General features: G+C 69.2%; 7 protein-coding genes. 1 reads left to right on the top strand and 6 read right to left on the bottom strand.

Annotation, left to right across the window (positions count from 1 at the left end):
* A partial coding sequence (locus FFS10_RS18140) for an endonuclease/exonuclease/phosphatase family protein (protein ID WP_137895883.1) occupies positions 1-1030 on the top strand: 1030 nt, incomplete at its 5' end.
* A gap of 70 nt (positions 1031-1100) precedes the next feature.
* Here FFS10_RS18140 and FFS10_RS18135 read toward each other — a convergent pair.
* The 6 genes from FFS10_RS18135 to FFS10_RS18110 all read right to left on the bottom strand — a co-directional run bounded on the left by FFS10_RS18135 (position 1101) and on the right by FFS10_RS18110 (position 6273).
* On the bottom strand, positions 1101-1484 hold the full coding sequence (locus FFS10_RS18135; protein ID WP_137895882.1) for a cupin domain-containing protein: 384 nt from the start codon (positions 1482-1484) through the stop codon (positions 1101-1103).
* A gap of 43 nt (positions 1485-1527) precedes the next feature.
* Complete coding sequence (locus FFS10_RS18130) at positions 1528-2574, bottom strand: L-idonate 5-dehydrogenase (RefSeq protein ID WP_137895881.1); 1047 nt, start codon at positions 2572-2574, stop codon at positions 1528-1530.
* Positions 2575-2692: 118 nt separating this feature from the next.
* Positions 2693-3463: an SDR family oxidoreductase gene (locus FFS10_RS18125; RefSeq protein ID WP_137895880.1), complete on the bottom strand. Its 771-nt coding sequence runs from the start codon at positions 3461-3463 to the stop codon at positions 2693-2695.
* Between the two features lie 2 nt (positions 3464-3465).
* Entirely contained in the window at positions 3466-4536 is a 1071-nt protein-coding gene (locus tag FFS10_RS18120) for an ABC transporter ATP-binding protein (RefSeq protein WP_137895879.1), read from the bottom strand.
* A 20-nt stretch (positions 4537-4556) separates the two neighbouring features.
* The gene (locus tag FFS10_RS18115; RefSeq protein ID WP_137895878.1) at positions 4557-5408 is read right to left on the bottom strand and encodes a carbohydrate ABC transporter permease; all 852 of its coding nucleotides are present in this window, start codon (positions 5406-5408) and stop codon (positions 4557-4559) included.
* Between the two features lie 10 nt (positions 5409-5418).
* Complete coding sequence (locus FFS10_RS18110) at positions 5419-6273, bottom strand: carbohydrate ABC transporter permease (protein ID WP_502702888.1); 855 nt, start codon at positions 6271-6273, stop codon at positions 5419-5421.
* Positions 6274-6304 lie beyond the last annotated feature (31 nt).

Below are 6304 nucleotides of genomic sequence, written 5' to 3'. Positions count from 1 at the left end.
GGCCACGCCCCCCGCGTGGGCCACCCTCACGGTGGCCACCTGCAACCTGCTGAACCTGGCCAACCCGGGGCGGCCGTTCTACCCGACCCAGGAGCCCTACTCGGCGCGCGAGTTCGAGCGCAAGCTGGCCTGGCTGGGCGGGCGCTTCCAGACCCTGAACGCCGACATCCTGGCGGCGCAGGAGATCTGGGACGAGGCCGCCTTCAAGGGCGCGGTGCACCGCAGCGGCCTGCGCTACGACTACATCGCCGCACCCGGCGCGGAGAACCACGATGGCGCCGACGGCGCCCAGGGCACGCCGCGCGTGGGCCTGGCAACACGGCTCAAGGTCGAGCAGGTGGACACTATCGCCGAATTCCCCCCGGCCTGCGTGGTCGAGGTGCCTGGCCTGGGCCCGCACGCGCGCTACGAGCGCCCCCTGCTCTCGGCGCGGCTGCGCATGAAGCACGGCCAGCCGCTGCAGGTGATCACCACCCACCTCAAGTCCAAGCGGCCCAAGTTCCTGCAGGACGAGGCGGGCGAGCCGCTGGAGGACCCGGACGACCCTGCCGTGCAGGCCCTGGCCTCGCTGCGCTCCCTGATGATGCGCGCGGCCGAGGCCGTGGCGCTGCGCCACCTGGTGATAGCGCACCTGCGCCACACCCAGCTGCCGCTGGTGCTGCTGGGCGACTTCAACGACGGCCCGCACAGCGTGACCACGCAGCTGATCGCGGCCACGGCCGAGATCGCCTACGACAAGGCGGCGCGCGACGTGGCGCTGTTCAACGCCTGGGAGGTCCAGGGCGCGGCCGCGCTGCGGCGCGACGTGGCCTACTCCCACATCTACCAGGGCTACCCCGAGGTGCTGGACCAGGTGCTGGTCAGCGAGGAATTCGTGCCCGGCAGCCGCTTCCAGATCGGCGACGTGCGGCGCGTGGAGGTGTTCAACGACCACCTGCACGAGGGGCGCGACCGCAGCCGCTCGGACCACGGCTTCGTGCGCGCGCTGCTGCGGCTGAGGCTGCCGCCGAACGGCAACCGCGCGGGCTGAAGGCAGGCCTGCCCTCACCCCCGCCCTCTCCCAGAGGGAGAGGGAGTGAATTCCAGGAGCCCTCCCGCGCTCAGCCGCGCACGAACAGCGTCACCAGCGGGTCGGGGCCGACCTGGCGGCTCCAGTGGCCGTGCACGGCGGGGTCAAAAGCCGCCCCCTCGGGCAGGGTGTCGGCCGAGTAGAAATGCTGGCCCGGCCCGAACACGCGCGAGCTGCCGTCCTGCAGGCCGATCTCCATCTGGCCGCCCAGGATGAACACCCATTGCGGGCTGCCGGTGCAGTGGAACTGGCTGCGAAAACCCAGCGGGCTCTCGCGCAGCTGGTAGCCGCCCGAGGCAAAGACGGCCGAGAGCCGGGACTGCGGCGTGCCCTCGGTGAGCGGCAGGGCCTCCTCGCGAAAACGCGCGCGGCCGTCGCTGTCGGTGAAGAGAATGACTTTGCTGAAGCTGGTCAAGGGGTTCTCCGTGAGGCGAAAACAGCCGAGTATCGCCCGGCCATCATCCTGTGGTGGCGCCGAAGTCGATCTGCACCTTCATGGCCTGTCCCTTGTCCGCCGCGAGCCGGAAGGCGTCCGTCGCCTGTGCCAGGCCCAGGATGTGCGAGATGACCGGGCTGCCGTCGACCAGGCCCTCGTTAAGAAATCGCACGGCGACGCCGAACTCGGCGTGAAAGCGGAAGGTGCCGCGCAGCTCGAGCTCCTTGGCCACGACCTGGTTCATGGGCAGGGCCACCTCGCCGCCCAGGCCCACGCTGACGATGACGCCGCGCGGGCGCACCACGTCCAGGCCGGCGCGCAGCGCCTTGTCGCTGCCCGAGGCCTCGAACATGGCGTCGAAGGCGCCCTTGTCCGCCGCGTAGGGCGCCAGGGCCTGCGGGTCCTGGGCGAGGTTCAGCGTCTCGTCGGCGCCCATGCGGCGCGCGGTCGCCAGCGGCAACTCGGCGATGTCGGCCGCCACGATGCGTGCCGCGCCGGCGCGGCGCAGCGCGGCGATCAGCAGCGCGCCGATCGGCCCGCAGCCGGTCACCAGCACCTGCTGGCCGAACACGCTGCCGGCGCGCTGGATCGCGTGCAGGCCCACCGAAAGCGGCTCGGCCAGCGCGGCCTGCGCCAGCGGCAGCCGGTTCGCGATCGGGTGCGCCTGCGCGGCCTGGATCACCAGGCGCTCGCGGAACGCCCCCTGGATATGCGGAAAGCGCATCGCGCTGCCGTAGAAACGCATGTCCAGGCAGTGGTTGTGCAGGCCCTGCTGGCAGTAGCGGCACTGGCCGCAGGGGCGGGAGGGCGAGATCGCCACGCGCTGGCCGACGCGAAAGCCCGTCACGCCCTCGCCCAGCGCGTCGACCACGCCCGAGACCTCGTGCCCCAGCACCAGGGGTTCGCGGATGCGCACGGTGCCGAAGCCGCCGTGCTGGTAGTAATGCAGGTCGGAGCCGCAGATGCCGCCGTAGGCGACCCGCACGGCTAGCTCGCCCGGGCCGGGCCGGCCGGCATCGAAGTCGTCGAGACGCAGATCCTGAGGGGCGTGGCAGACCAGGGCACGCATGGCGTTCTCCAAAAAACTGGGGTAAGTGCGAGCTCAACCCTCCGCCGGGCCGCACCAAGGAGGGTTGGGCCCCCTCGGGGGGCAGCGAGGACACGAAGTGCCGAGCGTGGGGGCCATTTCAGAGCTGAGCGGTCACGCCGCCGTCGACGTAGAGGATGTGGCCGTTGACGAAGGCCGAGGCGTCGCTGGCCAGGAACACGGCAGCGCCGCCCAGCTCCTCGACCTCGCCCCAGCGGCGGCTCGGCGTGCGGCCGGTGAGCCAGGCGCTGAAGGCCTCGTCGTGCACCAGCTTCTCGGTCAGCTCGGTCTTGAAGTAGCCCGGGCCCAGGCCGTTGACGTTGAGGCCCAGCGGGCCCCAATCGATGGCCATGCCCTTGGTCAGCATCTTGACCGCGCCCTTGCTCGCCATGTAGGGCGCGATGCCGGGGCGCCCCAGCTCGCTCTGCACAGAGCAGACGTTGATGATGCGGCCGCGTCCGCGCGGGATCATGTGGCGCGCCACGGCCTGGCCGACCAGGAACACGCTGTCCACGTTGGTCTGCTGCAGCTGCTGCCATTGCGCCAGCGGGAAGTCCTGCAGCGGCGCGCGGCGCTGCATGCCGGCGTTGTTGACCAGGACCTCGATCGGGCCGAGCTCGCGCTCGATGGCCTGGACCGCGGCCTGCACCGCCTCGGCCTGCGTCACGTCGAAGGCGCGCGCATGCACCGTGAGCCCTTCGGCGCGCAGCGCCTCGGCGGCAAGGGCGAGCTTGGCTTCGTCGCGGCCGTTGAGCACCAGCGCGGCGCCGGCCTGGCCCAGGGCGCGCGCCAGCGCCAGGCCAATGCCGGCCGACGAGCCGGTGACCAGGGCCAGGCGGCCGTCGAGCCGGAAGCTTTGCGCGGTAATCATGTTCAGTTCAGGCGCTGGCCGCTCTCGCCGTCGAACACATGGGCCTTGGCGGCCTCCATGCGCAGGTGGACGGTGTCGTCGGGCTGGGCGCCGGTGCGCCCGTGCATCACCAGCACCAGCTTGCTGTCGCCGACCTGCAGCAGCAGCTCGGTCTCGGCGCCGGTGGGCTCGACCACCACCACCTTGGCCGCCACGCCCTCGCCGGTTTGAGACAGGCTGAGATCGCTGGGCCGCACGCCGAAGTGCACGCCCTGGCCGTCGCGGCCGCCCGCCACGGCCGGCACCGGCCAGCGGCAGCCCTCGGCCTCGACCCAGTGCTGGCCGTCGGCCAGGCGCAGCGTTCCCTTGAGCACGTTCATGGCCGGCGAGCCGATGAACTGGGCCACGAACAGGTTGCCCGGGCGGTCGAACAGCTCCAGCGGCGTGCCGATCTGCTCGACGATGCCGTCGTGCATGACGACGATGCGGTCGGCCATGGTCATGGCCTCGATCTGGTCGTGCGTGACGTAGACCGTGGTGGTCTTCAGGCGCTGGTGCAGGTCCTTGATCTCGGCGCGCATGGCGACGCGCAGCTTGGCGTCCAGGTTGGACAGCGGCTCGTCGAACAGGAAGACCTTGGGGTCGCGCACGATGGCGCGGCCCATGGCCACGCGCTGGCGCTGGCCGCCCGAGAGCTCGCGCGGGTAGCGCTCGAGCAGCTGGTCCAGGTTGAGGATGCGCGCCGCGTGGGCCACGCGCTCCTGCGTCAGCGCGGCGTCGGCCTTGCGCAGGCGCAGGCTGAACGCCATGTTCTCGCGCACCGTCATGTGCGGGTAGAGCGCGTAGCTCTGGAACACCATGGCGATGTCGCGGTCCTTGGCCTCGAGCTCGTTGACCACCTTGCCGTCGATGTGGATGTTGCCGCCGGAGATCTCCTCCAGCCCGGCCAGCATGCGCAGCAGCGTGGACTTGCCGCAGCCCGAGGGGCCGACCAGCACCACGAACTCGCCGTCGGCGATGTCGAAGCTGATGCCGTGGATGATGTCGACCTTGCCGAAGGATTTCTTGATGTCGCGAAAGGAGACGGTTGCCATATGTCGGTTTTCCTCGGGGATCAGCTCTTCACGGCGCCGGCCGTCAGGCCCGAGACCATGTAGCGCTTGAAGGCGTAGTAGATCGCGGCCGGCGGCAGCGCGTAGATCAGGCCGGTGGTCATCAGCAGCTCCCAGGGCGAGTCGTCGGCCGAGAGGAAGTTGCCCAGGGCCACGGCCAGGGTCACGCTGGTATCGTTGGACAGCAGCAGGAAGGCGTAGAGGTATTCGTTCCACGCCAGCAGCAGCGAGTAGGTGCCCACGGCCACCAGAGACGGCACCATCAGCGGCAGGTAGACCAGGCGGAACAGCTGCAGCGGCGAGGCGCCGTCGATGCGCGCGGCCTCGTCGAGCTCGAACGGCAGCTTGTCCGAGGCCTGCTTGAGCACCCAGATGCAATAGGGCGAGGCGATGGTCACCATGGCCAGGATCAGCGACCACTGGCTGTTGAGCAGGCCGTACACCCCCATGGTCTTGTACATGGGCACGGCCAGGAAGGCGGCCGGGATGAAGTAGGTGAACAGCGCCAGGTTCATCACCGTGCGGCCGCCGCGCACCTTGAGGCGGCTGATCGCGAAGGCCGCGCAGGTCGAGACGACCAGGGTCAGCACGCCCACCGAGAGCGCGATCAGCAGCGAGTTGGCCATCTGTTTCCAGAAGTGGTCGAGGTAGAAATGCTTCTGGTGGAACACGAAGTCGAAGTTCTGCAGCGTCGGCTGGTCCGGCCAGAGCTTGCCCGAGGTGGCCGAGTCGCGCGGCGAGATCGCGAACAGGACCAGGTGGTAGATCGGGATCAGCGTCCACAGCAGCACCGGGATGCCAATCAGCAGCAGCTTGGCCTCGGTGGCCACGCGCTTCATGCTCATTCGTTTCATCTGGCCCGCCTTATCTCGAGAGACGCTTCATCATGAAATACACCAGGGGCAGCACCAGCGGCAGCGCCACCACGATGGAGGCCATGGCCAGGTCGACCTGGTCCAACCGCAGGTAGCGTATGCCCAGGGTGGCCAGCACATGGGTCAGGTCGGCCGGCCCGCCACCCGTGAGCAGGTAGACGCTGTTGAAGTCGCCCAGCGTCCAGATCATGGACAGGATGGTCGAGGTCAGGTAGAGCGTGCGCATCGACGGCCAGGTGATGAAGCGGAACTTCTGCCAGCTCGTGGCGCCGTCCACCGAGGCCGCCTCGTACTGCTCGGAGGGGATGGCCAGGCGGCCCGCGACCAGGATCAGGGTCCAGAACGGCAGCGACTTCCAGATGTGCATCAGCATGGAGAAGCACAGGGCCAGCGTCGGGTCGTTGAGCCAGTTCGGGCCATCGAGGCCAGTCAAGCGGAAGATCAGCGAGTTGATCACGCCCCACTCGGGGTTGAGCATGAAGCGCACCGAGAGGATGGTCGGGATCGAGGGCACGGCCCAGGGCAGGATGAAGACCAGAGACAGGATCTTGATCCACCAGCGCACCTGCACGAAAAAGCCCGACAAGACCATGGCGACGGCCATCTTGAGGTTGATCGCCACCACGATGAAGACCACGGTGTTGATCGCGGTGCGGAAGAAGATCGGGTCGTCGAACAGCTTGGTATAGCTCTCCGGGTGGCGCGCCAGCCACAGGCCGTAGCCCACCGGGTAGAGCACGAAGACCAGGAAGACCAGCAGGTAGGGCACGACCAGCACGCGGCCCCAGAACTCCCACTGGCTGGAGGTCCGGGCGGCGGGTGCGGCGGCGGCCGGCAAAGCCATGCTTGCGTTGGACATGTTGGATCTTGGCAAG

The sequence above is a fragment of the Ramlibacter sp. 2FC genome (assembly GCF_005503345.1).
Taxonomy (GTDB): domain Bacteria; phylum Pseudomonadota; class Gammaproteobacteria; order Burkholderiales; family Burkholderiaceae_C; genus SCMQ01.
Note: the sequence above shows the minus strand (reverse complement) of the source record. Positions and strands in the feature narration are given on the sequence as shown.

Bases quoted from the DNA above. Each gene is read 5' to 3' on its own strand.
- FFS10_RS18130 (WP_137895881.1), bottom strand. From the start codon at position 2,574: ATGCGTGCCCTGGTCTGCCACGCCCCTCAGGATCTGCGTCTCGACGAC.
- FFS10_RS18125 (WP_137895880.1), bottom strand. From the start codon at position 3,463: ATGATTACCGCGCAAAGCTTCCGGCTCGACGGCCGCCTGGCCCTGGTC.
- FFS10_RS18120 (WP_137895879.1), bottom strand. From the start codon at position 4,536: ATGGCAACCGTCTCCTTTCGCGACATCAAGAAATCCTTCGGCAAGGTC.
- FFS10_RS18115 (WP_137895878.1), bottom strand. From the start codon at position 5,408: ATGAAACGAATGAGCATGAAGCGCGTGGCCACCGAGGCCAAGCTGCTG.
- FFS10_RS18110 (WP_502702888.1), bottom strand. From the start codon at position 6,273: ATGGCTTTGCCGGCCGCCGCCGCACCCGCCGCCCGGACCTCCAGCCAG.